General features: G+C 72.0%; 22 protein-coding genes and 1 tRNA gene. 14 read left to right on the forward strand and 9 right to left on the reverse strand.

The features are described from left to right. Positions 1-646 precede the first annotated feature (646 nt). Positions 647-728 (reverse strand) — tRNA-Tyr (locus tag RM446_RS00045). A gap of 264 nt (positions 729-992) precedes the next feature. On the opposite strand from RM446_RS00045, the gene RM446_RS00050 reads away from it, so the two are divergent. After that, positions 993-1,490: a YajQ family cyclic di-GMP-binding protein gene (locus tag RM446_RS00050; RefSeq protein WP_311542923.1), complete on the forward strand. Its 498-nt coding sequence runs from the start codon at positions 993-995 to the stop codon at positions 1,488-1,490. 122 nt (positions 1,491-1,612) lie between these two features. Here RM446_RS00050 and RM446_RS00055 read toward each other — a convergent pair whose 3' ends face one another. Then, complete coding sequence (locus tag RM446_RS00055; protein ID WP_311542924.1) at positions 1,613-2,476, reverse strand: M48 family metalloprotease; 864 nt, start codon at positions 2,474-2,476, stop codon at positions 1,613-1,615. Positions 2,477-3,109: 633 nt separating this feature from the next. Here RM446_RS00055 and RM446_RS00060 point away from each other — a divergent pair. The 5 genes from RM446_RS00060 (at position 3,110) to RM446_RS00080 (ending at position 9,266) form a co-directional block, all read left to right on the forward strand. Continuing rightward, complete coding sequence (locus RM446_RS00060; RefSeq protein WP_311542925.1) at positions 3,110-4,957, forward strand: 2-oxoacid:acceptor oxidoreductase subunit alpha; 1,848 nt, start codon at positions 3,110-3,112, stop codon at positions 4,955-4,957. 73 nt (positions 4,958-5,030) lie between these two features. Beyond that, positions 5,031-6,020 (forward strand): 2-oxoacid:ferredoxin oxidoreductase subunit beta, encoded by a 990-nt coding sequence (locus RM446_RS00065; protein ID WP_311543262.1) that lies wholly within the window; start codon positions 5,031-5,033, stop codon positions 6,018-6,020. Between the two features lie 234 nt (positions 6,021-6,254). Then, a complete protein-coding gene (locus tag RM446_RS00070; RefSeq protein WP_311542926.1) occupies positions 6,255-7,796 on the forward strand; it encodes a fatty acyl-CoA synthetase in 1,542 nt (513 codons plus the stop codon). 120 nt (positions 7,797-7,916) lie between these two features. Beyond that, complete coding sequence (locus RM446_RS00075) at positions 7,917-8,579, forward strand: SDR family oxidoreductase (protein ID WP_311542927.1); 663 nt, start codon at positions 7,917-7,919, stop codon at positions 8,577-8,579. A 150-nt stretch (positions 8,580-8,729) separates the two neighbouring features. After that, positions 8,730-9,266, forward strand: coding sequence for a hypothetical protein (locus tag RM446_RS00080; protein ID WP_311542928.1), 537 nt, complete (start codon positions 8,730-8,732; stop codon positions 9,264-9,266). A gap of 200 nt (positions 9,267-9,466) precedes the next feature. On the opposite strand, the gene RM446_RS00085 is transcribed toward RM446_RS00080, so the two are convergent. Further along, positions 9,467-9,955, reverse strand: a complete 489-nt coding sequence (locus RM446_RS00085; protein WP_311542929.1) for a potassium channel family protein — start codon at positions 9,953-9,955, stop codon at positions 9,467-9,469. Positions 9,956-10,205: 250 nt separating this feature from the next. On the opposite strand from RM446_RS00085, the gene RM446_RS00090 reads away from it, so the two are divergent. The 5 genes from RM446_RS00090 (at position 10,206) to RM446_RS00110 (ending at position 15,082) form a co-directional block, all read left to right on the forward strand. Next, complete coding sequence (locus RM446_RS00090) at positions 10,206-10,745, forward strand: pyridoxamine 5'-phosphate oxidase family protein (RefSeq protein ID WP_311542930.1); 540 nt, start codon at positions 10,206-10,208, stop codon at positions 10,743-10,745. A gap of 117 nt (positions 10,746-10,862) precedes the next feature. Further along, on the forward strand, positions 10,863-11,702 hold the full coding sequence (locus RM446_RS00095) for a helix-turn-helix domain-containing protein (protein ID WP_398694224.1): 840 nt from the start codon (positions 10,863-10,865) through the stop codon (positions 11,700-11,702). A 265-nt stretch (positions 11,703-11,967) separates the two neighbouring features. After that, a complete protein-coding gene (locus tag RM446_RS00100; protein ID WP_311542931.1) occupies positions 11,968-13,002 on the forward strand; it encodes an iron-siderophore ABC transporter substrate-binding protein in 1,035 nt (344 codons plus the stop codon). Continuing rightward, the gene (locus RM446_RS00105) at positions 12,999-14,039 is read left to right on the forward strand and encodes a FecCD family ABC transporter permease (protein WP_311542932.1); all 1,041 of its coding nucleotides are present in this window, start codon (positions 12,999-13,001) and stop codon (positions 14,037-14,039) included. The genes RM446_RS00100 and RM446_RS00105 overlap by 4 nt, the downstream gene beginning before the upstream one ends. Further along, on the forward strand, positions 14,036-15,082 hold the full coding sequence (locus RM446_RS00110) for a FecCD family ABC transporter permease (RefSeq protein WP_398694225.1): 1,047 nt from the start codon (positions 14,036-14,038) through the stop codon (positions 15,080-15,082). The genes RM446_RS00105 and RM446_RS00110 overlap by 4 nt, the downstream gene beginning before the upstream one ends. A gap of 151 nt (positions 15,083-15,233) precedes the next feature. Here RM446_RS00110 and RM446_RS00115 read toward each other — a convergent pair whose 3' ends face one another. Further along, positions 15,234-15,983 carry a TetR/AcrR family transcriptional regulator gene (locus tag RM446_RS00115; protein WP_311542933.1) on the reverse strand — a complete coding sequence of 250 codons (750 nt, stop codon included), beginning with the start codon at positions 15,981-15,983 and terminating at the stop codon, positions 15,234-15,236. 85 nt (positions 15,984-16,068) lie between these two features. Between RM446_RS00115 and RM446_RS00120 the strand changes: the two genes are divergently transcribed. Beyond that, positions 16,069-17,034: an ATP-binding cassette domain-containing protein gene (locus RM446_RS00120; RefSeq protein WP_311542934.1), complete on the forward strand. Its 966-nt coding sequence runs from the start codon at positions 16,069-16,071 to the stop codon at positions 17,032-17,034. Then, positions 17,031-17,816, forward strand: a complete 786-nt coding sequence (locus RM446_RS00125) for an ABC transporter permease (protein ID WP_311542935.1) — start codon at positions 17,031-17,033, stop codon at positions 17,814-17,816. The genes RM446_RS00120 and RM446_RS00125 overlap by 4 nt, the downstream gene beginning before the upstream one ends. A gap of 84 nt (positions 17,817-17,900) precedes the next feature. Here the strand turns inward: RM446_RS00125 and RM446_RS00130 are convergent, their stop codons facing one another. Further along, positions 17,901-18,659 (reverse strand): hypothetical protein, encoded by a 759-nt coding sequence (locus RM446_RS00130; protein ID WP_311542936.1) that lies wholly within the window; start codon positions 18,657-18,659, stop codon positions 17,901-17,903. Positions 18,660-18,853: 194 nt separating this feature from the next. Continuing rightward, a complete protein-coding gene (gene msrA, locus RM446_RS00135; RefSeq protein ID WP_311542938.1) occupies positions 18,854-19,516 on the reverse strand; it encodes a peptide-methionine (S)-S-oxide reductase MsrA in 663 nt (220 codons plus the stop codon). Between the two features lie 103 nt (positions 19,517-19,619). Between msrA and rarD the strand changes: the two genes are divergently transcribed. Continuing rightward, positions 19,620-20,585: an EamA family transporter RarD gene (rarD, locus tag RM446_RS00140; RefSeq protein ID WP_311542939.1), complete on the forward strand. Its 966-nt coding sequence runs from the start codon at positions 19,620-19,622 to the stop codon at positions 20,583-20,585. Between the two features lie 128 nt (positions 20,586-20,713). On the opposite strand, the gene RM446_RS00145 is transcribed toward rarD, so the two are convergent. The 3 genes from RM446_RS00145 to nuoN all read right to left on the reverse strand — a co-directional run bounded on the left by RM446_RS00145 (position 20,714) and on the right by nuoN (position 24,403). After that, positions 20,714-21,385 carry a hypothetical protein gene (locus RM446_RS00145; RefSeq protein WP_311542940.1) on the reverse strand — a complete coding sequence of 224 codons (672 nt, stop codon included), beginning with the start codon at positions 21,383-21,385 and terminating at the stop codon, positions 20,714-20,716. 225 nt (positions 21,386-21,610) lie between these two features. Further along, entirely contained in the window at positions 21,611-22,624 is a 1,014-nt protein-coding gene (locus tag RM446_RS00150; RefSeq protein WP_311542941.1) for a polyprenyl synthetase family protein, read from the reverse strand. 138 nt (positions 22,625-22,762) lie between these two features. Then, positions 22,763-24,403, reverse strand: a complete 1,641-nt coding sequence (gene nuoN, locus RM446_RS00155) for an NADH-quinone oxidoreductase subunit NuoN (protein WP_398694267.1) — start codon at positions 24,401-24,403, stop codon at positions 22,763-22,765. Positions 24,404-24,502: the final 99 nt, after the last annotated feature.

Below are 24,502 nucleotides of genomic sequence, written 5' to 3' on the forward strand. Positions count from 1 at the left end.
GCGATCTTCGAGTGACCGAAGGCCGGCGAGGATCCCATGCGGCGCGGCGATCCGGTCGGGCATGCGTGGGCGCCGACCGCGAAGGCGTTTTTCCGGGCGTGTCGTACCTCCGGCACCGGCCGGTGGAAGCCACCCGGACCGCGCACCACCGGATTGGCCCACGCGGCGAGCTTCGCGAACGCCGCCGAGACATGCCGCTGGACCACCTGGACGCACGACCCGGTTCATTCGGCTTGTTCGCGGCTTTGCTGACCGCGGACCGAAACGTCGACGGCAGTCGTCCATCGCGGGTGAGTGCTACCGGCGCCGGAACTCGACGGACCCGGAAAGGCAATGGACCGGGACCGGCCCGTCCCACTGTTTGGCCTGGTCCCACCCGCTGTGCACGGTGTCCGCTTCTTCGGGGCAGCGCCAGCTCGACGGCGCACAGTCGCACCGGATTCGGCCGCTCCCATAGAGCGATGAGGGGTCCCAGGGCGACACGCCCGCAATGAGCGGCCAGTCGTGGCAGCTCGCAGCGGGCTCGATGCCGACACCGAGAACCTTCGTCGCGCTTTCTTCGCGAGCGGCCGAACACAGCGGAACGCGGCCGGACGCGAACGGCCCCTGACCGCGGATACGCGGATCAGGGGCCGTTTCTCCTGGGTGGCAGGTGAAGGATTCGAACCTTCGAAGGCTGAGCCGGCGGTTTTACAGACCGCTCCCTTTGGCCGCTCGGGCAACCTGCCTGGGCTGCGGCGGCTCCTCGCCGCGACGCATCAGTGAGAATAGCGGACATCCGCCCCCGATACGAAATCGGTTCTGCGGGCGGGGACCTCGCGGCGCGCGGAGCGGGCGGTCGCGCGGGTGGCACACGCCGGGTCACGGCGTACCGGGCTAAGCTCGGTGCCTGTCGCAGCCCGACCCTCCGGTACCCGGTGCTGCGCCGACGAGTACGCGGGCCGCGGACGGCGCGGCCCAGAAACCGCATTTGTTCGAAGGTGTGAGCGCACGTGGCCGCTGAATCCAGTTTCGACGTCGTGTCCAAGCTCGACCGGCAAGAGGTCGACAACGCGCTGAACCAGGCAGCCAGGGAGCTCTCGCAGCGCTTCGACTTCAAGGGCACCGGCGCCACCGTCGCCTGGCAGGGCGAGCAGGGGGTCGAGGTCCGCGCCAACGCCGAAGAACGGGTCAAGGCCGCATTGGACGTGTTCAAGGAGAAGCTCGTCAAGCGTGGCGTCTCGCTCAAGGTCCTCGACACCGACGGCGAGCCCAAGGCTTCGGGCAAGGAGTACCGGCTGGCGATCGCCCTCAAGGAGGGCATCTCCACCGAGGACGGCAAGAAGATCTCCAAGATCGTCCGCGACGAGGGCCCCAAGGGCGTCAAAGCCCAGATCCAGGGCGACGAGCTGCGCGTCAGCTCTAAGAAGAAGGACGACCTGCAGACCGTGCAGACCCTGCTCAAAGAGAAGGACCTCGACATCCCCCTGCAGTTCACCAACTACCGGTGACCCGGTCTCCGGCGCGGGGCGGGCCGGCGCGCCCGCTCACCCCTCCCGCGCCTCCTGCGCCTCCCCGGAGCGGCCGAGGGGCGCACACGCGCCGGAGCGGTGCCGCGGGGGCGCCGTCGCGGCTACTCGGCACCCCAGCGGCGGGCGAGGCTGCGCAGGCGGCTGATGCGCTCCTGGACGGGCGGGTGCGCCGCGAAGAGCTTGTTCAGGCCCCGCCGCGGGAACGGGTGGGCGATCATCAGGTGGCCCGCCGCCAGTAGCGGGCGCTCGGGCGGTAGCGGATGCGTGCGCGTCCCGACGTCGATCTTGCGCAGCGCACCGGCGAGCGCCAGCGGGTCGCCCGTCAGCTCGGCGGCGGCGCGGTCGGCGCGGTACTCGCGCGAGCGGCTCACCCCCAGCCGGATGACGCCCGCCGCCAGCGGCCCCAGGGCCAGGAACAGCAGCGCGCTCAGCAGGCTGGGGACGTCTTCGTCCTCGGAGTCGCCCAGCGGCAGCAGCAGCGCCAGCGCCGTCAGCGAGGTGATGGCCGCCGCGATCGCGCCCGCGACCGAGCACAGCAGGGTGTCGCGGCTGCGTACGTGGGCCAGTTCGTGGGCGATCACGCCGCGCAGCTCGCGCTCGGTGAGCGTGCGCAGCAGACCGGTGGTGCAGCAGACGGCGGCCCGGCGGGGGCTGCGGCCGGTCGCGAACGCGTTGGGCGCCGGCGTGGGCGAGAGGTACAGCCGCGGCATCGGCTGGCGGGCCTGCGTGGCCAGCTCGCGCACGATCCGGTAGAGCTCGGGCTGCTCGATCTCGCTGACCGGGCGGGCCCGCATAACACGCAGGGCCATGCCGTCGCCGAAGAAGAAGACGACCGCGTTCAGGCCGACGACGGCGACGATGCCGATCTGCAGCCCCTGCGCGCCCGCCAGGATCCAGCTCACGACCACGACCAGAGCCGAGACCCCGCCGAGCAGGGCCGCTGCGCGGATCGTGTTGAGCTGCACGGCTCACGGCCTCCCTTGGTTCCCGGGCCCCCTCCAGGCCACTTCTGGGTAGCAAACGCGCGAATCGATCCCGGTCGTTCCCGTTTTGCCAGGCGAACCCGCCGCAGCCGGCTTCCGGACCGTCGTCCTGGCGCCCCGCGGGCCGCCGCAACCCGCTTCCGCGGCCGCATGTGTGCTGATCGGGCCGCTCCGGCTGTGATATCGCCCACTCGCTGCGATGGCGCGGGGAGCGACCGCCTATAGTTGCGAGAGTGGCCGCTTTCGCTTCGACGCCCGCCCGACCGGTAGCACCGCTCACCGGCAGGCGGCACGTGGACCTCGTGCGCATCGCACGCGAGCCTTGTTGTCCTTGACACAGCGTCATTCCACGCACCGGCCACCGCCGACCGAACGGTCCCCCGGCGAAGAAGCCGGGGCCGCTCGGATCCCCGTTGCCCCGTCGGCGGGCGCGCACCGCGCACCCACTCCGGAGCAGCCCCACGGCCGCGCGCCGGTGCCCAGGCCAGGTCCCCGCTCGAAATCCCGTGTCCGGCCACCCTCCGGCCCCGCCGGTGCACACCATGGTGGTGAGGACTCTGCCAACCTGAACCGCCGACCCCGTACGGCGGTTCAACGAGGAGGTCGTCGATCCCCGTGACCAAGCAGGTCCAGCAGATCGATCGCGTCATCATCCGCTTCGCAGGCGACTCCGGCGACGGCATGCAGCTAACCGGAGACAGGTTCACCCAGGAGACAGCGTCCTTCGGCAACGACCTGTCGACCCTGCCCAACTTCCCTGCGGAGATCCGCGCCCCGGCGGGCACCCTGCCGGGCGTGTCCAGTTTCCAACTCCACTTCGCGGACCACGACATCATGACCCCCGGCGACGCCCCCAACGTCCTGGTCGCCATGAACCCCGCCGCGCTCAAGGCCAACGTCGACGACCTGCCGCGCGGCGCGACGGTCATCGTCAACACCGACGAGTTCACCAAGCGCAGCCTGGCCAAGGTCGGCTATGAGGCCGACCCGCTCGCCGACGACTCCCTGTCGGAGTTCAAGGTCAGCCGAGTGCCGCTGACCTCGATGACGGTCAAGGCGCTCGAAGAGTTCGACATCTCCAAGAAGGACTCCCAGCGCGCGAAGAACATGTTCGCGCTCGGGCTGCTCTCGTGGATGTACAACCGGCCCACCGAGGGCACACTCGGCTTCCTGAAGTCGAAGTTCTCGGGCAAGCCCGAGATCCTGGCCGCCAACGTCGCCGCGTTCGAGGCCGGGTGGAGCTTCGGCGAGACCACCGAGGACTTCGCCGTCTCCTACGAGGTCAAGCCCGCGAGGCTGCCCTCCGGCACCTACCGCAACATCACCGGCAACGCGGCGATCTCCTATGGGCTGGTCGCCGGATCGCAGCTGTCGGGGCTCCCGCTGTTCCTGGGCTCCTACCCCATCACCCCGGCGTCGGACATCCTGCACGAGCTCTCCCGGCACAAGCACATGGGCGTGCGCACGTTCCAGGCCGAGGACGAGATCGCCGGGGTGGGCGCGGCGCTGGGCGCCGCGTTCGGCGGTTCTCTGGGCGTCACGACCACCTCGGGTCCGGGCATGGTGCTCAAGGCCGAGTCGCTGGGCCTGGCGGTGATGACCGAGCTGCCCCTCCTGGTGATCGACGTGCAGCGGGCCGGACCCAGCACGGGCATGCCGACCAAGACGGAGCAGGCCGACCTGTTGATGGCGATGTTCGGGCGCAACGGCGAGTCCCCGGTGCCGGTAGTGGCACCGCAATCCCCATCGGACTGCTTCGACGTCGCGATCGAGGCCACGCGGATCGCGTCGAAGTACCGCACCCCGGTGATCGTCCTCTCCGACGGCTACCTGGCCAACGGCTCCGAGCCCTGGCGCATCCCCGCGGTAGCGGACCTGCCCGACCTGTCCGTGGACTTCGCCTCGCCCTCCGAGGACGGCGGCGAGTTCCGGCCCTACGACCGCGACCCCGAGACCCTCGCCCGCCCGTGGGCGGTGCCGGGCACGCCCGGGCTGGAGCACCGCATCGGCGGCATCGAGAAGAGCGACGGCACCGGCAACATCTCCTACAGCCCGGCCAACCACGACCTGATGGTGCGCTCCCGCCAGGCCAAGATCGACGGGATCGCGCGGGACATACCGGAGCTGGAGGTCGACGACCCCACCGGCGACGCCGAGGTCCTCGTCCTCGGCTGGGGAGGCACCTACGGGTCGATCGGCGCAGGCGTGCGCCGCGTGCGGCGCGCCGGCGGGAAGGTGGCCCAGGCCCACCTGCGCCACCTCAACCCCTTCCCCCAGAACCTGGGCGCGGCACTGCGGTCCTACGACCGCGTGCTGGTGCCCGAGATCAACCTCGGCCAGCTTGCGATGCTGCTGCGCAGCAAGTACCTGGTCGACGTCATCGGCTACACGAAGGTCCGCGGCCTGCCGTTCAAGGCCGAAGAGCTGGCGGGCGTGGTGCAGGAGGTCATCGACCGTGTCTGAGAGCAACGGGAACGGCGCGGGGGCGGGCTTCAAGAGCCTGCGGCTGGTCCCGCGCACCGACACCGAGTACAAGATGAAGGACTTCAAGTCCGACCAGGAGGTTCGCTGGTGCCCCGGGTGCGGCGACTACGCCATCCTGGCCGCGTTCCAGGGCTTCCTCCCGGAGCTGGGGGTGCCCCGGGAGAACATCGTCATCGTCTCGGGCATCGGGTGCTCGTCGCGGTTCCCCTACTACCTGAGCACCTACGGCATGCACTCGATCCACGGCCGTGCGCCCGCGATCGCGACCGGGCTGGCCGCCAGCCGGCCGGACCTTTCGGTGTGGGTGATCACGGGTGACGGCGACGGCCTGTCCATCGGCGGCAACCACCTCATCCACGCGCTGCGCCGCAACGTCAACATCAACGTGCTGCTGTTCAACAACCGCATCTACGGGCTGACCAAGGGGCAGTACTCGCCGACCTCGGAGGCGGGCAAGGTCACCAAGTCCTCGCCGATGGGGTCGCTGGACACGCCGTTCAATCCGGTGTCTCTGGCGCTGGGCGCCGAGGCGGGCTTCGTCGCGCGCACCGTCGACTCCGACCGCAAGCACGTCACCAGCGTGCTGCGCGCGGCCGCCGACCACGAGGGCGCGTCGTTCGTCGAGATCTACCAGAACTGCCCGATCTTCAACGACGACGCGTTCGAGCCCCTGAAGGACCCGGGCGAGCGCGACATGCGCCTGCTGCGCATGGAGCACGGCGAGCCGCTGCGCGTCGGCGGCGACCGGGGCGTGGTGCAGGGCGACTACGGCGAACTCCAGGTGGCCGACGTCGCCGAGGTCGGCGAAGACGCGCTGCTGCGCCACGACGCGCACCGCGCCGACCCCGGGTACGCCTTCGCGCTGTCCCGCATGGACTACCCCGCGTTCGAGCACGTGCCGATCGGAGTGTTCCGCGACGTGGACCGGCCCACCTACGACGGCCGGATGGCCGAGCAACTCGCCCAGGCCCGGACCGAGCGCGGCGGGCAGGACGAACTGGCCGCGCTGCTGTCCAGCGGCGACACCTGGACGGTGGACTGAGGCCGGGCCCGCACACGGGCCGGGCGAAGGCGGGGCGGCCGCGCTGCGGCGCGGCCGCCCCGCCTTTCCGCCTCGCGGCCTTGGGTCCCGGAACGGCGCAGCCCCCGCCCGCGGGTCGCGCGTACACAGGTGCGGTTCGCGTCTGGCCTCGCGGTGGTTCCGCGGCCTAGGTTGGTTCGTGCGCCGTGCCGCAGGAGGGGCGGCGGGGCGCCCGACACGGCTGCGGGAGGCGGTATGGGAGCCGGGGACTCGGCACTGACCAGAGCGAGCACGGTCGACGGCGTGCTGCGCAGGACCGCGGCGCGGGTTCCGCACCGCGTCGCGCTGCGCTTCGGCGACCGCGAGTGGACTTTCGCCGAACTCGACCGGGGCGCGACGCGGGTGGCGGCGTGGCTGCTGGGCCTGGGTCTCACCCGCGGCGATCGGGTGGCCGCCTACGGCCACAACTCCGACTCCTATCTACTGGCGTTCCTGGGTTGCGCACGGGCCGGCCTGGTGCACGTGCCGGTGAACCAGAACCTCGGCGGTGCCGAGCTGAGCTACCTGCTATCGCAGTCGGGCAGCATCGTGGTGCTGGCCGATCCCAAGCTCGCGGGGCGCGTCGAGGAGGTCCGCTCGCAGATCCCCGCGCGCGAGGTGCTGGCTCTGCGCGGGGCCGAGGAGTCGGTGCTGGAGGTCGCGCGCGATCCCGACGCCCCCGACGAGGTCTTCACCGACGTCGGCGACACCGACGTGGTCCAGCTGCTCTACACCTCCGGCACCACGTCCGCCCCCAAGGGGGCGATGATGACCCACCGGGCGCTGGTGCACGAGTACCTCAGCTGCCTGCACGCCCTCGACGTCTCCGAGGGCGACCGGATGCTGCACGCCCTGCCGCTGTACCACTCCGCCCAGATGCACGTGTTCCTGATGCCGGCGGTCGCGGCGGGTGCCTACAGCGAGGTGGTCGAGACCCCGGAGCCCGCCGACCTGCTGCGGCGCATCGAGGCGAACGGCATCACCTCGTTCTTCGCGGCCCCCACGGTCTGGGCGGCGCTGTCCAACCACGCCGATTTCGCCACCCGCGACCTATCCGGACTGGCCAAGGCCTACTACGGAGCGGCGATCATGCCGGTGCCGGTACTGGAGCGGATCCGCAAGCGGCACCCGGGCATCGGCTTCTACAACTGCTTCGGCCAGAGCGAGATCGGTCCGCTGGCCACGGTGCTGCGGCCCGAGGAGCACGTCGAAGGCCGCATGGAATCCTGCGGGCGCCCTGTGCTCTTCGTCGAGGCGCGCCTGGTCGACGATCAGGGCGCCGACGTCGCGCCGGGCGAGCGCGGCGAGATCGTCTACCGGTCCCCGCAGCTGTGCGAGGGCTACTGGGACAAGCCCGAGGAGACCGAGGAGGCGTTCCGCCACGGGTGGTTCCGCTCGGGCGACATCGCGCGGCGCGACGCCGAGGGCTACTTCACGATCGTGGACCGGGTGAAGGACGTCATCAACACCGGCGGAGTACTGGTGGCGCCGCGCGAGGTCGAGGACGTGCTCTACCGGCACCCCTCCGTCGCCGAGACGGCCGTGATCGCGGTGCCCCACCCCGAGTGGGGCGAGGCCGTCACGGCGGTGGCCGTGCTGAAGGGCCCGGCCACGGAGGACGAGCTGATCGCGTTCGTACGCGAGCGGCTGGCGGGGTTCAAGACCCCCAAGCGTGTGCAATTGGTCGACGACCTGCCGCGCAACGCCAGCGGCAAACTCCTCAAGCGGGTGCTGCGGGAGCGCTTCGCAGCCGAGTGAGACGCGCTGCTCCCGGCGCGCGGTGCCCGCCCGCGCGCCGGCCCCGCCCGTGCGCGGGTCCTTCGGTGCGGCGCCGCGGGGCCGCATGCCGCATCCGGTCGCAGCGCATAGCCTGCGGGTATGCGTATTGTCATCGCCGGAGGACACGGCAAGATCGCGTTGCGGCTCGAACGGCTCCTGGCCGCACGCGGTGACACGCCGGTAGGCCTGATCCGCAACCCCGCCCACGCCGCCGACGTGCGCGAGGCCGGCGCCGAACCGGTCGTGATCGACCTGGAGGACACCACCGTCACCCAGCTCACCGAGAGGGTGATGGGTGCCGACGCGGTGGTCTTCGCGGCGGGCGCCGGCCCGGGAAGCGGCGCGGAGCGCAAGGCGACGGTCGACCGGGACGCGGCCCGGCTGCTGGCCGACGCGGCCTCTCTGGCCGGTGTGCGGCGCTACATCATGGTTTCGGCGATCGCAGTGGACGAAGGGCCGCCGCCCGGCTCGGAGCCCGTGTGGGCAGCCTACGTCGAGGCCAAGCGCGCCGCCGACGACGAGCTGCGCCGGCGGAGCCTGGAGACCGACTGGACGATCCTGCGCCCGGGGCGCCTCACTGACGGGTCCGGAACCGGGAGGGTGTGGCTCGCGCCCAAGGTGGAGCGGGGGGAGATCCCGCGCGAGGACGTCGCCGCGGTCATCGCCGCCCTGCTCGACGAACCCGCCGCGATCGGGCGGGTTCTGGAGTTGGTGGGCGGGTCCACGCCGATCAGGGACGCGGTCGAGGCGCTAGGAGCGTAGCCGTTCCGGGACTTCTGGCTAGAAGCCCCTCAAAGAAGGCATCATGGGTGCGGACGTGCCCGGCGGAGCGGCTCCTCGGCTGTCGCGAATGGCCGGCGACGAGCAACGGGCAGGCGAGTGCCGCACAGAGCAGATAGGTACGGTTGACAAATGAGCGTCACGCAGGTCGTGAGGGACAGCACCGTCGTCGAGCACGCGAAGGTCGCCGCGCAGCAGAAGCGCCGGATGTTCATCGTGCAGCTGGACATCAACAGCTACGACGAGGCGTCCAGCAAGGTCCGCCCCGGCCTGACCCGCATCCTCGAGGGGATCGAAGAGGCCGGGTGGCGGCTGGAGCAGATCACGCCGAGCGCCGGCGAGGACGGGGAGTCCTCACGGCTGTGCATCTTCCGGCCCGACGCCGGGGGCGGCGCGCAGCCGCCGGGCGGCCAGCACGCCGCCGACCACAGCACGGGACAGCAGCAGGCCTACCAGCAGCCCACCGGCGGCCAGCAGCAGGACCCGTACGCGGGCTACCAGTACCAGACCGGGCAGCAGTACAGCCAGGGCTACCAGCAGTACCAGCAGCAGTACCCGGGCTATGGGCAGCAGCAGTACCCCGGTTACGGACAGCAGCAGCAGCCGGGGTACGGGCAGCAGCCCGGCTACGGGCAGCAGTACCCGGGCTACGGCCAGCAGGGCTGGTAACCCGGAGTACGGCGGAATCCGCGCCGGTCCGACGCCGTTGCGCGCCCCGCGCTCCCGGAAGCGCCGCTTCCGCAGCCCGCGAGGCGTAGGCGAGACTTCCGTTCTGCGCCGAAGGCCGGATCTACGCATTTATGAGCAGAATAAGGCCCGGGCGCGACGGCCGCCCGGGCCTTCGCGTTGGAGCGCTGGCCGACACGCTCTCAGCCACGGTCCAGCCTTCGTCGGCGCTGGCGGGCGGTCTCCATGACGAGGCGTAGAACGGCGCCGATCAGCAGCAGGTTGAGCAGCATCTGGGACGTGACCAAGGCGCGGGCCGTCTGTGTCAGCGGGACGATGTCGCCGAATCCGACTGTCGCGAACACGGTCACCGCGAAGTACAGCGCGTCGATGCGGTTCAGCCGCTCGGTGAACGCGGCCGGGTCCGCGGCGGAGTGGAGTACGTAGACCGCGGCCCAGCCCAACAGGTAGACCGCAGCGAGCAAGCCGAGCGCCGCTCCGGCACGCAGCTCCGGCCGGGGCGCGCGTGAGACCGCGTGGACCTGCCAGACGACGAGGACCGCGAACAGCAGCAGTGCGCCGATCGAGCGCAACATCAGGTGCCGGTCGACCGACGGGGTCAGCGGTGCGAGTGCGTAGACCGCGATCAGGGCGACATCGGCGATGGCCGTCACCAGCACGTCCTTGACCATCGGCCACGGGCTCCGGCGCCGAGAGGGGTCCGGACTACCCGGCGCACCGGAGTGACCGTCGCCGCCTCCACCGAACGCGTTCACCCCACCAGTCCACCACCCGCTGCCTCGACCGCGGTGGCCGCCACACCGAGGCGGGGGATGCCGACCGCGCAGCTCACGCGAACGGGGGGACTCCGCCCTAGCGCTCGGCGTCGTGTTCCCGCGTTCCTGACGGACTATGTCAGGATTCCGGTGCAGAATCGCGCACATGTACGAGACCCGCACCGAACTCGGCGACCTCCAGGAACTGCTCGACCGCTCGCTGGGCGCCGCGGGCGCCCACCTGCGCTCGATCTACCAGGCCGACGGGGAGAGCCCCAACACCCTCACCGCCGAGCAGCTCGCCCGCGCACTCACCGGGATGAGCACGCTGGCGGTGTCGACGGTGGCGGCCTCAGGCGAACCCCGCGTCAGCGGGGTCGACGGGCACTTCCTGCACGGGCGCTGGATCGTCGGCACCGAGCGGTCCTCCGCCAAAGCCCGCCACCTGGCGGCGCGGCCCGCTGTCAGTGCCGCCCACATCCGCGGCGACGACCTGGGCGTGTTCACCCACGGCACGGCGGTGCCGATCACACCGCCCGAGGCTGCCGACGCGGAGGCCGCGGGCTGGCCGCCCGTTCTGGAGCACCTCGTGGCCCACTACGGCGAGACACCGATGAACTGGGGGGACGTGATCTACTACCGCATCGAGCCGCACTGGATGACCGCCTACTGCGCCGACCCGGCCAAGGTGCTCACCGAACCGTAGGCGCCGCGCGCGCCCGCGCCCGCCGCAGCGCCCGCTCGGGCGGCGGCGCCGGCAGGCGCGGGTGTGCAGGCCGGGCCGCCTTCAACCGGTTTCCGAGCGGCTCCTAGCCTGGATGACGTGGCCGAACGAGACATCGCGCCGAGTACGGCGGCTCCGCTGCGCGATGCCGGGGCGCCGCAGGACCGTGCGACCGACCGGCGCAGGCTCCCCCTGTACGGCGCCGGCGAGATCGACGTGCCGTTCGTCGTCCAGAGCTCGGTGGAGACCATCCCCGGCGACACGTTCTGGGAGGTGCATTCGCACCCGACGCACGAGCTCCTGTGGAACGAGCGGGGCGCCTCGTCGGCGGCCATCGGCGGGAGGGTCTGGACCATCACCGCGACCGCCGCCCTCTGGGTACCGGCCGGCACGCCCCACTCGGGGCGGGCGCCGGCCGGTATCCGCCATCGCGCCGCGCATTTCGCCTTCGACGCGGTGCCGTCGATCTCCGACGTGCCAGTCGCGGTGGAGCTCACCACGCTGCTGCGGCTGCTGCTGGACCGGCTGGAGGCCGAGCGCCTGTCCCCGGGCGCGCGTGCGCGGACGGAGGCGGTGGTGCTCGACCTCCTCGTGCCCGCCCGCCACGAGCTCACGCTGCGGATCCCGGACTCGCCGATGCTGGCACCCATCGCCGCCGCCGTGCGCGACGACCCGAGCGACGCGACGACGCTGGCCGTGTGGGCGTCCCGGCTCGGCGTCAGCACACGCACCATCACGCGGACCTTCCGCTCGGAGACCGGTCTCGGGTTCAGCCGGTGGGTGGCCGCGGCGCGCATGCAGCAGGCGGCCGCGATGCTCGCGCGCGGCGACAGGCTCGACGAGGTGGCCGAGCGTGTCGGATACCACTCGGCGAGCTCCTTCGGCGCCGCCTTCCGGCGGAGCACGGGGATGAGCCCGGGCCGGTTCCGGGCGCAGTGACGCGGCATCGCGGGACACGCGCGCGGCGCGTGTCCGCTCTGCGATGAATGCTGTCGTTTCTGCGCGATTGCGCACCCGACACACACGCCTCTAACTTTGGCTAGGCAAACCTAAGCTCTCTATCGCAGCGGTCGCGCGATCGAGCGCCGTAGCGAGACCTGCCGTCCGGCCGGCCCTCCACCTGACGGGACGTCTCACAGGCGCGGCAGGCGGGAGAACCGGGCGGGGCCACGCCGCGCGGCCCGCCACGACCGGGAAGGAAGCCATGCCCCGCGTTTCACGGCTGTTCGCACTCGCCACGGCCGCACTGCTCGCTGCCGGGACCGCAGCCTGTTCTTCGCCGTCTTCCGACGAAGCGCCGGGTGGATCCGGCGGCTCCGGCGACTGGAGCCCCGTCACCGTCGAGCACGCGTTCGGCAAGACCACGATCGAGACCGAGCCCGAGCGCGTCGCGACGGTCAACTGGGCCAACCACGAGGTTCCCCTGGCCCTGGGGGTGGTTCCGGTCGGGATGGCCGCCGCCGACTTCGGCGACGACGACGGCGACGGGGTGCTCCCCTGGGTCGAGGAGCGCCTCAAGGAGCTCGACGCCGAAACGCCCGAGCTGTTCGACGAAACCGACGGCATCGACTTCGAGGCCGTCGCGGACACCGAACCGGACGTGATCCTCGCCGCCTACTCCGGACTGACCCGGGACGACTACGACACGCTGAGCGAGATCGCCCCCGTCGTCGCCTACCCGGAGACCGCTTGGGGCACCCCGTGGCGGGAGCTGATCAGGATGAACAGCAAGGCCGTCGGCATGGCCGACGAGGGCGAGAAGCTCGTCACCGACCTTGACGAGCAGATCGGCGAGGCGGTCGCCGAGCACCCGGCGATCGAGGGCGAGTCGGCGATGTTCTTGACGCACGTCGACACCACGGACCTCAGCGAGGTCAGCTTCTACACCGCCCACGACACGCGCGCCATGTTCTTCGAGGACCTCGGGATGGAGACCCCGGAGAGCATCGCGAACGCCTCAGCGGAAACCGACGAGTTCTCCCTCACACAGAGCGCCGAACGAGCGGACGCCTTCGACGACGCCGACATCATCGTCACCTACGGCGGCGACGAACTCGTGGACGCCCTGGAGGACGACCCCCTGCTGTCGCAGATGCCGGCCGTGGAGAACGGCGCGATCGTCAACCTTCCCGGTGACAGCCCGCTGGGCACGGCCGCGAACCCGACGCCGCTGTCCATCTCGTGGGTCCTCGAGGACTACCTGTCGCTCCTGTCCGAAGCCGCCGACGCGAAGCCGTGACGGCGGGCGCCGCGCCCGCGGCGGGCGCCGCCGCCGGACGGCGCCCGCCGCGGGGCACTCCCCTCTGGCTGCTCGTCCTGTCCGGAATCCTGGTCGCGCTCGCGGCGACGTCGGTCACCGTCGGCTCCCGCGACGTCGAGTGGGCCGACGTCCTGGCGGCCCTGTCCGGCTCGGTCGACGGCTTCGACCAGGCGGCGGTCGCCAAGCGGATCCCCCGGACGCTCCTCGCCGCCGCCGCGGGCGCCGCCCTCGGCGTCGCGGGGGCGGTGATGCAGGGGGTGACCCGCAACCCGCTGGCGGACCCGGGGATCCTCGGCGTGAACATGGGAGCCTCGCTTGCCGTCGCGTCGGGCATCGGCTACTTCGGCCTGACCTCGGCGACCGCCTACACCTGGGTGGCGATCGCGGGCGCGGGCGCCACCGCCGTGTTCGTCTACGCGGTCGGGTCCATGGGGCGGGGCGGAGCGACCCCGCTCAAGCTCGCCCTCGCCGGAGCGGCGACCTCGGCCGCCCTGGCCTCGTCCATCAGCGCCGTCGTGCTTCCGCGCGGCGACATCGCCGACAGCGTCAGGTCCTGGCAGATCGGCGGTGTCGGCGGCGGCACGTTCGACAGCATCGGACGGGTCCTCCCCTTCCTCGCAGTCGGCTTCCTGGTCTGCCTGCTGTCGGCCCGCCGCCTCAACCTCCTGGCCCTGGGCGACGACGTCGCCGCGGGCCTGGGGGCGCGCGTCGCGGTCGCGCGGACGACGTCGGCCTTCGGCGCCGTCGTGCTGTGCGGGGCGACCACCGCCGTCACCGGTCCGATCGGCTTCGTCGGCCTGGTCGTGCCGCACGTGTGCCGACTGCTCGTCGGCGTCGACCACCGGTGGCTGCTGCCGTTCTCGGCAGTCGGCGGCGCCGTCCTCCTCACGGCGGCCGACGTGGTGGGCCGTATCGCGGCGCGGCCCGGAGAGGTCGACGTCGGCATCGTTACCGCTCTGGTGGGCGGCCCGTTCTTCATCTACATCGTCCGCCGTCAGAAGGTTCGCGACCTGTGAGCACCCCCACCGCCGAGACCACCGGGACAGGCGTCGGCCCCGTCCGCAGGCGCAGTCTGCGCCGGAGGCGGACCGTGATCACCGTCCTGGGCGCCCTGATCGTCCTCGTCTTCGCCGCGACGCTGATGGTCGGGCGGACCTTCTACCCGCCCGGCGACGTCCTGGGTGTGGTCGTGGGACAGGACGTGCCGGGCGCCTCGTTCACCGTGGGACGGCTGCGGCTGCCGCGGGCCGTGCTCGCGGTGGCGGCGGGCATGTGCTTCGGTCTGGCGGGCGTCACCTTCCAGACCATGCTGCGCAACCCGCTCGCCAGCCCCGACATCATCGGAATCAGCTCGGGAGCCAGTGCGGCGGCGACCTTCGCGATCGTGGTGCTCTCACTCGACGGGACCGGGGTCTCGGTCTTCGCGATCGCCGCCGGACTGGCCGTGTCCCTGGTCGTGTACGTGCTGTCGTTCAAGCGCGGGGTCACCGGCACCCGGCTCATCCTGATCGGCATCGGCATCGCCGCCATGCTCGACAGCGCCACCGCCTACATCCTCGACCGCGCGGCCCGGTGGGACCTGCTGGAGGCGATGCGCTGGCTCACCGGCAGCCTCAACGGCGCCGGCTGGGAGGAGACCCTCCCGGTCGTCGCCGCGCTGGCCGGAGTCGGGCCCGTACTGCTGTCCATGTCACGCGACCTCACGGTGCTCCGGCTGGGCGACGAGGCCGCGTCGGCTCTGGGCGTCCGCGTCGACCGGACCCGGCTCATCGCCACCACGGGGGCGGTGGGACTCATCGCCTTCGCGATCGCCGCGACAGGACCGATCGCGTTCGCGGCCTTCCTTTCGGGCCCGATCGCGGCGCGGGTCCTCGGGCCGAACGGCTCCCTGCTCGCCCCCTCCGCGCTTGTCGGCGCCCTGCTCGTGCTGGTGGCCGATCTCTGCGGGCAGTTCGCCTTCGGCACCCGCTACCCGGTGGGGGTCGTCACCGGTGTGCTCGGGGCGCCCTACCTCGTCTACCTGATCGTGCGCACCAACCGCGCAGGCGGGGCCCTGTGAACACCTCCGGCGGCGGGCCATTGACAGCAGGCTGCCCGCCGGTTTCGCCCCAGCCCGTCGGTCGTGTAGCCATCGTGAGAGAAAGCGATTTCCGTTTGCGATGGCTACCCGATCGGCGGGGTTCGGCGGCTCGGGAACGGTGATCCTCTGGCTACCCGGACGCGTGAGCGAGGACGCCGTCGACGATCCGGGCCAGCCCGAACTCCAGCTCCCGCGCGGGTGAACCGGCCGCCTGGTAGGCCTCGCCGACGACCTGCCCGACCCGGCCCGCCAGCGGGTAGGACCGGCCCGCCATCAGCTCGCCGAGTGCCGGGGAGTTGGCGTCCCACCACTCGCGGTCGGTCACCCCGGACTCCTGCTCGGCCTGCCGGACCCGGTGTTCGGCGCGGGCGATGCTGCCGGCGAAACCGACCAGCAGCGCCACGGTCTGGTCCATCTCGATGTCGCCGAGTCCGAGCCCGTCCACCGCCGAGAGCTGCCACTCGTACCGGTCGGCCGCGTGGGGGCCGAGCCACGCCCGCACGCCGGCGACGTCGAGCAGCCAGGGGTGGGCTCGGCAGTCGTCGTACTGCACCCGGGCGACGAGTTCGAGCCGCCGCCGCGGGTCGTCGGGGAGCTCGGGCAGGGCGGTGCGGCCGAGCGCCTGATCGACCATCAGCACGACCAGGTCTTGGCGGCTGGGCACGTAGGTGTAGAGCGTCATCGGCGCCAGGCCGAGCCGCCCGGCGAGTCCGCGCATCGTCAGGGCGTCAAGGCCTTCGGCGTCGGCGAGCCCGATCGCCGCGTCCACCACCTCGTCGACCGAGAGGCGCTGCTTGGGGCCGCGGCGGCGCGGGGGCTCCTGCCCGGGGGCCGCGTGGCGCCAGAGCAGGCGCAGCGAGGGGTCGGGGTCTCGGGTCACGGCACCCCACCCTACTTCTTCGTACGCCGTACAGAGTTCATGTTACACTCGGCCTCCAATATTCCGTACGACGTACAAAGTTAGGATGGCCATGACCGGCGCCACGCCCCTGCTCGCCCGCGGGTTACACAAGCGCTACGGCCGGACCCGGGCCCTCGACGGCCTCGACCTGGAGGTCGCACCCGGGACGGTGCACGCCCTGCTCGGCCCGAACGGGGCCGGCAAGAGCACCGCGGTCAACGTCTTCACCACCCTCACCCGCCCCGACTCCGGCGATGCCCGCGTCGCCGGACACGACGTGAGCCGCTCTCCCCGCGACGTGCGCGCGGCCATCGGCCTGGTCGGCCAGACCAGCGCGCTGGACGAGAAGCTCCACGGGCGGGAGAACCTGGTGATGTTCGGCCGACTGCACAACCTCGCCAAAGGGCATGCCCGCGCCCGCGCCGGCGAGCTGCTCGACGCCTTCGGGCTCTCCGCGGCGGCCGACCGCAAGGTCTCCACCTACTCGGGCGGGATGCGCCGCCGAATCGACATCGCTGTCGCCCTGGTGACGCGGCCGCGACTGCTCTTCCTCGACGAACCGACCACCGGCCTCGACCCCCGCGGTCGCAACGAGGTCTGGTCGGCCCTCAGGCGGGTGGTCGGCGAGGGGACCACGATCCTGCTCACGACCCAGTACCTGGACGAGGCCGATCAGCTCGCCGACCGGCTCACCGTCCTCGGCGCCGGCCGGGTCGTCGCGGAGGGCACCTCGGCGCAGCTGAAGGGCTCCCTCGGCGGCGACCGCGTCATCGTCACGCCGCGCGACCCGGGCGAGCTCCACCGGACCGCCGAGGTGCTCGGCGGGACACCGGACCCCGAGACGCTGCGCGTCACCGTCGAGGCGGGGCCGGCCGGCGGCACCGCCGCCCTGGTGGCGGCGGTGCGCGCCCTCGACGCCGCTTCCGTCGACGTCGACGACGCCGTCCTGCGCCGCCCGACCCTCGACGAGGTCTTCCTCCACCTCACCGAAGGCGGCGACGCCGCCGAGCACGAAGGAGCCCTGCGATGACCCTCCAGAGCCTCCGCCACGGGTGGGTCCTGACCCTGCGGGACCTCAAGCACTGGCAGCGCGAACCGTGGGCCCCCGTGGTCGGGATCGCCTTCTCGGTGATGCTGCTGCTGATGTTCGGCTATCTGTTCGGCGGCGCGATCGACCTGCCCGGCGGCGGTGGCTACCTCCCCTACCTGCTGCCCGGCATGTTCGCCCTGGCCATGCTCTTCGGCGTCGAGAGCACGATGGGCGCGATCACCGAGGACACCAGGCGCGGGATCACCGACCGGTTCCGCTCCATGCCGATCTCCGCCGTCGGCGTCCCGCTCGGCCGTGCGTCAGCCGACCTGATGAACTCCGCCGTCCAGCTCGCCGTGCTGATGGCGGGCGGGCTGGCCATCGGCTGGCGCATCGACGCGTCGATCGGGTCGGCGCTCCTCGCGGCGGGACTGCTGCTGTGGCTGCGCCTGGCGGTGCTCTGGGTGGGCGTCTACCTCGGGTTGGCGATCCGCGGCGAAGGGGCGCTGGTGACGGTCCAGGTGCTGGTGTGGCCGTTCGGATTACTGTCCAACGTCTTCGTGGCTCCCGAGACGATGCCGGGCTGGCTCGGCTTCCTCGCCGGCTGGAACCCGGTGTCGGCGACCGCGGCCGCCTGCCGGGAGCTGTTCGGCAACCCGACCGGGACCACCGGCGGCGTCCTCGCCGAGCACGCGGTGGCGCTGGCCTTCGCTTGGCCCGCACTCCTTCTGGCGGTGTTCGTTCCGCTCTCCGCCCGGGCCTACCGCAACCTCGCCCGCTGAACGGCCCTTGCGAGGAGGCCGTCCGCGCGGCGGGCCGGCGCTCCCGCCGCGTGCGGCGGCGCTCGCCGGGCCCGGGCCGGCCGATCAGCTCCGCGGCCGTGTGCGGGCCGCGTTCCGCAGGCCTGCGGACGCGCTCCGCAGCGCCGCTCGCAGCCTCGCCCGGCGCTCCCGGCGGCGGTGGGCTCCTGCGCCCACCGCGCCGGTCGGGCACAGCCGGCACAGCTCCGGCACGCGGCTGCGGTGCTCCAACCAGGCGGCCGCCTCCGCGTCGATCCAGCGGGCGGCCTCGAAGACCCTGCGCGCCTCGAAGGGGACGTCCACCCCGAGCATGGAGTCGTGGTGGGCGAGGCGGTTGCGGAACGCGCGGATGCCGTCCAGCGCTTCGTACACCTTGCGGCGCCGCCCCGGCGCGTTGGGGAACGCCCTGTGCAGGCACTCCCGCCACAGGTCCGCGTACTCGGCGCCGAGCAGCCCCGACCAGTAGCCGAAGGTGAGCCCCGCGACGATCTGGTCCCGGGACTCCTTGCCGTCCTCCCGCAGGCGCTGACGCACGGACCGCACCGGTGCCGCGGCGCCCTCGCCGCCCGGAAGCGGCATCAGGAACCACGGGATCCCGCGCTCGTCCTCGCGGAAGTGGCGCCGGAGACAGGAGTCGACGGCATTGCGCAGCAGCACCTCGACGTGGCCGACGTCCTCGAAGGCCGCCGCCGCGATGCGCGTGCTCCACTCGTAGAGCGCGAGCGCATCGCCCTTGTCGCCGCCCGCCCTGTCCAAGTAGGGAGCCATGCGGGGCTCCGAGAGCCGGTTCCAGACGATGCCGGCATCGTGCTCGGGGTGTGGCATGCCGAGAGAGTAGCCCACGGCCCCCCTGACCGCCCGTCAGGCAGCGGGGCGACGCGGGATCGGGGATCGGTCGGATCCGCGTCCCGCGCGTGCGCGGGCCGCTCCTGCTCCTGCACGTGCAGACCCGGCATCCCGCCCGCCGCGGAGTGCGCCGGACGCGATCGAATGCCTGGCGCCGCCCGCGGCTGTCCTAGCTAGCCCGTGCGGGCGACTCCCACCGGGCAGGTGGCGCCGGTTCCCCCGAGGCCGCAGTAGCCGTTGGGGTTCTTGGCGTCGGAAAGGTACTGCTGGTGGTAGCCCTCGGCGAAGTAGAACGGGCCGGCGGCGGCGATCTCGGTGGTGATCGTGCCGTGGCCGGACCCGGTCAGCACCTGCTGGAAGGCTTCGCGCGAGGACTCGGCGGCGGCCTTCTGGCCGTCGCCGCGGTAGAGGATCGCGGAGCGGTACTGGGTGCCCAGGTCGTTGCCCTGGCGCATGCCCTGGGTGGGGTCGTGGCCCTCCCAGAAGACCTTGAGCAGGTCCGTATAGGAGATGACGCGGGGATCGAAGACCACCCGGACGGCCTCGGTGTGGCCGGTGCGGCCGCTGCACACCTCTTCATAGGTGGGGTTGGGCGTGTGGCCGCCGGCGTAGCCGACGGCCGTGGTGACGATGCCGTTGCCGGCGCCGATCTCCCAGAAGGCGCGCTCTGCGCCCCAGAAGCAGCCCATGCCGAACTCGGCGATCTCACTACCCTCGGGGTAGGGCGGAGCCAGTGGCGTGCCGAGCACCTCGTGGCGCTCGGGCACCGGCATCGCGGCGTCCCTGCCGGGCAGGGCCTGCTCCGGAGTGACCATGGTCATCTGCTTGCCGAACATGTCTCCAGGCTACCCGCGGGGCGCTCCTCCGGGCGGTCGAAGGCGGCCCGATCCGAGCGGATTCGGATGCTCATCGGATGAATCCTGGCCTAGTCTTGCCAGCGTGCCTGATTCCAATCGCGGTGTACTTCTCGGGGCCGGCGCCTATCTGATGTGGGGCCTGTCCACTCTCTACTGGCCGCTGGTCTCCGCGGCCGGAGCCACCGAGGTGATCGCCCACCGCATGGTGTGGTCCCTGCTGACGGTGCTGGTGCTGCTGGCGCTGCGCGCGCACTGGCGGTGGCTGGCCGCCCTGCTGCGCCGGCCCGACCGGCTGGCGATGCTCGCCGGGGCCGCCGCGGTGATCTCGGTGAACTGGGGGCTGTTCGTTTACACGGTCAACAGCGGGCAGACGAGCCAGGCCGCACTGGGGTACTTCATCAACCCACTGGTGAGCGTACTGGTGGGGGTGCTGTTCTTCGCCGAACGGCTTCGCCGCGCCCAGGCGGCGGCGGTGGCGTTGGGCGCGGTGGCCGTGGCGGTGCTGAGCGTGGCCTACGGGGGCGTGCCGTGGCTCTCGCTGGGGATGGCGTTCTCGTTCGCCACCTACGGCGCTCTGAAGAAGCTCGCCGGGATGGCCGGGGTGGAGAGCCTGGCCGCGGAGACGCTGCTGCTGTTCCTGCCCGCCGTCGGCTACATCGTGTTCCTGCAGGCGAGCGGCGCCGGAACGTTCACCGCGGTGTCCCCCTGGCACAGCGTCGCGCTGGTGGGGTCGGGGGTCGTCACCGCACTCCCCCTGCTCGCCTTCGGCGCGGCCGCCCGCCGGATCCCGCTGAGCATGCTGGGGCTGCTGCAGTTCATCGTCCCGGTGATGCAGTTCCTGTTCGCCTGGCTGCTCTTCGCCGAGGAGATGCCGCCCAGCCGCTGGGTCGGGTTCGCGATCGTGTGGTGCGCGCTCGTGGTCTTCGTCACCGACATGCTCCGCCACAACGCCCTCAGCGCACGCGCGGCCCGCGGCGCCGAACGGTCCGACCGCACCTCAGGGGAGCCGGGGGTCCCGGCCTCCGCGGCCGAACGCCGGGAGCCCTAGCGGGCCCGCCGCGGGGCCAAGACGCCGCGCCGCCGACTCACGCCCGATCGCTCGCCGACCGCGGAGCCCGGGGCCGCGGCCGGCGAGCGGGAGCGCCGCCGCCCTGCCCCGGGCCGGAAGTCCCGGTTTCAGGCGCCGGTGCCCTGCTGGTGCCGCGAGGGCGGAGCCGCGTCCCAGCCCCACTCGTCTCCGAGGAGCCTCGTCGGTTCACTCCGGCCGCTCGGCTCCCACATCGGCCGCGGCGCCTCCTCCGCCTGGCGTACCGCCGCGCTCGGGGCGCTGCGGGCGAGCGCGGCGTCCGATCCGGGCCGCTCAGCCGGTGGAGCGGACCTCTCCGTCGGAGCAGCGGACCTCTCGGTGGGAGGGCCGGGGCTCTCCGTCGGCGGAGCCGGCCTCTCGGCCGGCGCGCCGGCCCGCCCGGCGGGTTCGGGCCGCGCGTGCCTGCCGCGCGGGCGCTCGTACTGCTCGGGAACGCGCTGTCCCGGGATCTCCGGACTCAGTCCGTAGTGCGCATAGACCTGGTCCTCCTGCTCCACCGATATGTGCTGGTCGACGTCGAAGCTCGGCGCGCTCTTGATCCTGCTTCGCGACCACGGCACCTGCAACGCGTCGTAGACCATCTCAGCGCCGGACAGCGGCACGAGATTCTCGCGCGAGCCGAACAGGCCCGTGCGCACGGTGATCCACTTGGCCGCGTCGGTCTGGTCGTCGTAGAAGACCTGCCCGATCTTGCCCACTGCCGCGCCGTCCTTGTCGACCAGGCGATGCCCGATCACCTGCTGGGTCCCCTGCGGTGCCACGGCGACTCACTTCCCCCCGTATCGCCTGCGAGCGTGCTCGGCCCAGCGCAGCGCGCGGCTGCGCATCGGGGCCGCCAGTCGGCAGATTCCCGCAAGTGAACAGGACATGCAAGGACACGGGGGGACATTGCCGACAGATGACTGATTCGGTACCCGCGCTTTGCGCCCCACCGCTCCGACCGCCCGGCGAGGCGGCCGCCCGTCCGAGGCGGAGGGGGCGCCGGGTCAGCCGGAGCGGAGCACGGCGTAGTCGCAGAGGGCCTCGAAGGCCTCGCGCGTGCGGCCCGACGGCAGGGTGGCCAGCTCCTCGCGGGCCTGGTCGGCCCACCGGCGGGTGGTGGCGCGTGCCTCGTCGATGGCGGTGTGCGAGCGCAGCAGGCCGAGCGCCTCCTCGGTCTCGGGCTCGCTCAGCGCGCGGCCGAGCAGCTCGCGCAGCCGCGTGTCGGCGGCGTCACCGGTGGGTTCCGGACGCAGCGCGTAGAGCATCGGCAGGGTCAGCACCCCTTCGCGCAGGTCGGTGCCGGGCACCTTGCCCGACTCGCTGGACTCACCCGCGACGTCCAGGATGTCGTCGGCCAGCTGGAAGGCCATGCCCAGCGCGTCGCATGCACGGGTGATGGTGCTCGTGACCTCCGGCCCGGCACCGGAGAACATCCCGCCGAACTCAGCGGAGGACGCGATCAGAGAGGCGGTCTTGTCGGAGATCACCCGCAGGTAGTGCTCCAGCGGATCGGTGCCTCCCTGGGGCCCCGAGGTCTCCAGGATCTGGCCCTGCACCAGGCGCCCGAAGGTGCGCGCCTGCATCCGCACCGCGTCGGTGCCGAGGTCGGCCAGGATCTCCGAGGCGCGGGCGAAGACGTAGTCTCCGGTGAGAATCGCCACGCTGTTGCCCCACCGCTGGTTTGCGCTGGGCTCGCCGCGGCGCAGATCGGCCTCGTCCATCACGTCGTCGTGGTAGAGCGTCGCGACGTGGGTCAGCTCGACCACGGCGGCCGCGCGCACCAGCTCGGGCGCCGTGGGATCGCCGAAGTGCGAGGCGAGCAGCACCAGCGTGGCTCGGAACCGCTTGCCGCCGGCCGAGAGCAGGTGCGACGCGGCCTCGGTCAACAGGGGATCGCTGGCGGAAACGGACTCGCGCAGCAGGTTCTCGACCTCGTCAAGAGCTTCCTGGACCTCCTTGGCCAGGCCCGCGTCGATACTCGGCAGAGCGAGGAAATCGCTCGGGACAGCACCGCTCACCTGGAAGCTCCACACGTCAGCAGGCGCGCGACACCTCCAAAAACGGACGTATCGCGCGCTCTCGGGATGAACAAAACCGACTAGCCAAGTTATCTGACCCGGATTCGGCTGCCAAAGCCACCCACCAAGAGGCGCCGGCTACCGAGCGCCCCCGTCCGCCGCCAGTAGCGACTCGCCCTGCTCCTGCCCCGGCTGGGGGATCAGGTTGTCCAGCACCGGCGAGGGGAACACGCCGAGCAGGAACGTGGCCGCCACACCGATCGCGATGGCCGAACCGGTGAACGCGCCCGCGCGCACGACCGTCGGGCCGCCGTCGGCCGGCTCGGCGAAGAACATCAGCACGATGATGCGCACATAGAAGAACGCCGTCACCGCGCTGCTGAGCACACCGACCACCACCAGCGGGGTCGCCCCCGCCGCCATGGCGGCCTCGAACACCGCGAACTTTCCGATGAACCCGCTGGTCAGCGGGATTCCGGCGAACGCGAGCAGGAAAACCGCCAGCGCACCCGCCAGCAGCGGCGACGTGCGGCCCAGGCCGGCCCACTGCGACAGCTCGTTGGCCTCGGGCCCGGTCTCGTGCGTGCGCACCAGGGTCACCACCGCGAACGCGCCGATCGTGGTGAACCCGTAGGCGGCCAGGTAGAACATCGCGCCGGCCAGGCCCTCGGCGCTGGCCGCGACGACCGCGGTCAGCACGAACCCGGCGTGGACGACCGAGGAGTAGGCCAGCAGCCGCTTGATGTCGCGCTGAGTCACGGCGATCACTGCCGCCAGCACCATGGTCAGCACGGCTACGACCCACAGCATGGGCGCCCAGTCCGCGGAGGAAGGGCCGAAGGGGACGTAGAAGACCCGCAGCAGCGCGCCGAAGGCGGCCACCAGGGTGCAGGAGGCCATCAGAGCGGTGATAGGCGTGGGCGCGCCCTGGTAGACGTCGGGCTTCCAGTTGTGGAAGGGCACCGCGCCGACCTTGAACAGCAGTCCGACCGCGACCAGCCCGATCCCGAGAAGCAGCAGCGGCCGCCCGCCGCCGTCGGGGAAGAGCGGGCCGCCGCCCTGCTCGACGGCCGCGGCCACCTCGGCGAAGTTCACCGAACCGGCGTAGCCGTAGACCATGGCGATCCCGAACAGGAAGAACGCCGAGGAGAACGCGCCGAGCAGGAAGTACTTCACGGCCGCCTCCTGGGAGAACAGCCGGCGGCGGCGCGCGAGCCCGCACAGCAGGTAGAGCGGGAGGCTCATCACTTCCAGGGCGACGAACATCGTCAAGAAGTCGCCGGCGGCGGGGAAGAGCTGCATGCCCAGCAGGGCGAACAGCACGAGCGGGTAGACCTCGGTGTGCTGGGAGCCGGCCATGACGTGCTCGCGCTCCTCCTCACTGCCGGGGACCGCCGCCGCCTGCGCGGCGAACGCGCTCTCGCCGCGGCGGTTCTCGGCGATCAGCAGGAGGCTGATGAACCCGAGCACCAGAACCGTGCCCTGGAGGAACACCGCGACGCGGTCGACGGCGATGCTGCCGAACGCGATTCCCACGCCCGCCTCGCCGGACGGCAGCGAACCGGTGACCAGGATGGTGAGGACGAACGCCGCGCCGACTGCGGCGAGGGCGAGCCCCAGCTGGATCGGGCGGCGCCGGGACGGCGCCACGAACGCCTCGACCAGCACGCCCACGACAGCGGCGCCGAAGACCACGAGCATCGGCGACAGCAGCCAGTAGTCGATGTCGGGCGGGTTCTCCGTGATGACCGGAGCCGCCATCAGCTGCAGAGGCGCCATCATGCGTGCTCCCTCTCCCCTGTCGTCGTCGCAGTCGTCTCGGTCGGCTCGGGGCCTGTGCAGCACGCCCGGGAAAGGGCCTCCCGGCGGGTGCTCCGC

The organism is Streptomonospora wellingtoniae (genome assembly GCF_031845375.1).
Taxonomy (GTDB): Bacteria; Actinomycetota; Actinomycetes; order Streptosporangiales; family Streptosporangiaceae; genus Streptomonospora; species Streptomonospora wellingtoniae.

What these genes read in the sequence shown, in the direction of transcription:
- nuoN (WP_398694267.1), bottom strand. Translation starts at nt 24,403, where the DNA reads ATGGCGCCTCTGCAGCTGATGGCGGCTCCGGTCATCACGGAGAACCCG.
- RM446_RS00080 (WP_311542928.1), top strand. Translation starts at nt 8,730, where the DNA reads ATGAGCGTCACGCAGGTCGTGAGGGACAGCACCGTCGTCGAGCACGCG.
- RM446_RS00130 (WP_311542936.1), bottom strand. Translation starts at nt 18,659, where the DNA reads ATGCCACACCCCGAGCACGATGCCGGCATCGTCTGGAACCGGCTCTCG.
- RM446_RS00065 (WP_311543262.1), top strand. Translation starts at nt 5,031, where the DNA reads ATGAAGGACTTCAAGTCCGACCAGGAGGTTCGCTGGTGCCCCGGGTGC.
- RM446_RS00090 (WP_311542930.1), top strand. Translation starts at nt 10,206, where the DNA reads ATGTACGAGACCCGCACCGAACTCGGCGACCTCCAGGAACTGCTCGAC.
- RM446_RS00120 (WP_311542934.1), top strand. Translation starts at nt 16,069, where the DNA reads ATGGCCATGACCGGCGCCACGCCCCTGCTCGCCCGCGGGTTACACAAG.
- RM446_RS00100 (WP_311542931.1), top strand. Translation starts at nt 11,968, where the DNA reads ATGCCCCGCGTTTCACGGCTGTTCGCACTCGCCACGGCCGCACTGCTC.
- RM446_RS00075 (WP_311542927.1), top strand. Translation starts at nt 7,917, where the DNA reads ATGCGTATTGTCATCGCCGGAGGACACGGCAAGATCGCGTTGCGGCTC.
- RM446_RS00085 (WP_311542929.1), bottom strand. Translation starts at nt 9,955, where the DNA reads ATGGTCAAGGACGTGCTGGTGACGGCCATCGCCGATGTCGCCCTGATC.
- msrA (WP_311542938.1), bottom strand. Translation starts at nt 19,516, where the DNA reads ATGTTCGGCAAGCAGATGACCATGGTCACTCCGGAGCAGGCCCTGCCC.
- RM446_RS00070 (WP_311542926.1), top strand. Translation starts at nt 6,255, where the DNA reads ATGGGAGCCGGGGACTCGGCACTGACCAGAGCGAGCACGGTCGACGGC.
- RM446_RS00125 (WP_311542935.1), top strand. Translation starts at nt 17,031, where the DNA reads ATGACCCTCCAGAGCCTCCGCCACGGGTGGGTCCTGACCCTGCGGGAC.